The organism is Microvirga tunisiensis (genome assembly GCF_009296175.1).
GTDB lineage: Bacteria > Pseudomonadota > Alphaproteobacteria > Rhizobiales > Beijerinckiaceae > Microvirga > Microvirga tunisiensis.
On the sequence record NZ_VOSK01000733.1, the window covers coordinates 1 to 1,494 of the forward strand.

The 1,494-nt window shown below is 65.7% G+C and carries 2 protein-coding genes; both read left to right on the top strand.

From position 1 onward, the window contains the following. Window positions 1-569: hypothetical protein (locus FS320_RS46830; RefSeq protein WP_162003635.1), on the top strand; the 569-nt coding region annotated here is incomplete at its 5' end. A gap of 76 nt (window positions 570-645) precedes the next feature. Beyond that, on the top strand, window positions 646-1,047 hold the full coding sequence (locus FS320_RS43245; RefSeq protein WP_152718635.1) for a hypothetical protein: 402 nt from the start codon (window positions 646-648) through the stop codon (window positions 1,045-1,047). Window positions 1,048-1,494 lie beyond the last annotated feature (447 nt).

A 1,494-nucleotide genomic window follows, 5' to 3' on the forward strand; every position in this document is an offset into this window, starting at 1 on the left:
TCGCCGAAGGCGAGGCCGTCAAGCACGAGACCCAGGGGTCGACGGATCTGGCCGCCGAGGGCGAGGATGCCGAGAAGGAGCAGACGTTCGGCGAGGCGCTCGACGAGATGGGTTGGCAGCCTGTGCCGCCCCTGACAGTCCGCTCCGGCAGTCCCGGCAGGCGGCTGAAGCTCTCTCGTCCTCCGGAGGATGCTGTCCTGATCGCCGAGGGCGAGGCCGGCAGGCACGAGACCTTGCGGCTGGCCGGGGGCTACCTCGAAGAGCCACTCGCCGCCGAGTGGCTCGGCACCTCGGTCGATGATCTGCGCCGCGATGTCGAGACGGGCGCCTGGATCGCCGTCGAGATCGACGGGCGCTTGGTGGTCCCAGCCTGCATGATGCGGGACTCCGTGACCGTCCAGATCCTGCGCAGGATCCTCGCCGTGATGCCGATCCGGTCGCCGTGGATGCGGCTGGACTGGCTCGTCAGACCCAGCGAGGAACTCGGGGGGCTGAGCCCCATGGAAGCCATACGGGACTGCCGGGAGGCGGAGGTGCGGGATCTGGCGCGCTCGCACGGTGCCGACTGAGGAGACATGAGCATGCCATCCCCCCCTCCGCCCCCTCGGCCTTGCCGTTTCTCTTCGCCTCAACCATCCCGACAACTTGCTGGCCGAACTCCGGGAAAAACCGTGGCCCGAATTGCGGGGGATACTGGCCAAGGAATCAATACGGGCGGCCGTCGCGCTCGCCGACACGGCGCGGCTCTTTCAGGAGCCCCGCGACCCGCTGCGGGCGGTCACAAGCCCGCGGTTCGTTGCCGAGACGAGGGAGGTTGCCGTCGCGCTGCTGGTGGTCGTCGGTCTGCCGTGGCCCGGGGTGCCGGATGCGGATAGGGAGAGGGCAACGGCGGCATACACCGACATCGCCGAGGGCTGCGGGCTCCTGGCGGGCGGCGTAGTCCCCCGGCCCGACACGAACAGCTTCCTCACGAACGTCGCCAAAGCCATCGGCTGCCGCGGCGGGCCGATCCGCTGGACATTCTCCACCCTGCCGGACTGGACATAAGGCCCCTGGGAGGAGGCCGTCGACCACTAGCCGCGCCTCAAGTCTTCGATAGTAATCCCCGTCGGAAGGAGGCTCTTGCGAGTGTCGGTTAGACTAAGGGTCTACTATGCCGGATGGGGCGGTTCCGAACTGAGCTTCCGAATACGCTCAAAAGAGGCGCCGGTTCTTGTCAAAAATGCGCTTATCGGAACAACGCGCTTGCAAGCCCGGAACCCCAGAACGTCGCCTTTTGGCACGTTTGCGAAGTATACCGAATGTCTGCTGACGAAGGGGACAACAGACATTTCTGAGGCGTTGGCAATTTCCTCGGATGACCCTAATACTACTGTGTCATAAACTTTGTGTGGCAGCAGGGACATCGTGGGAGCCTTCGCACGAGAGTGCAGATGAGTTCAGCCCGGATGGTGGCGATCGACTGGGCGACGTGGCGTTCGGGGCGGATGGGTG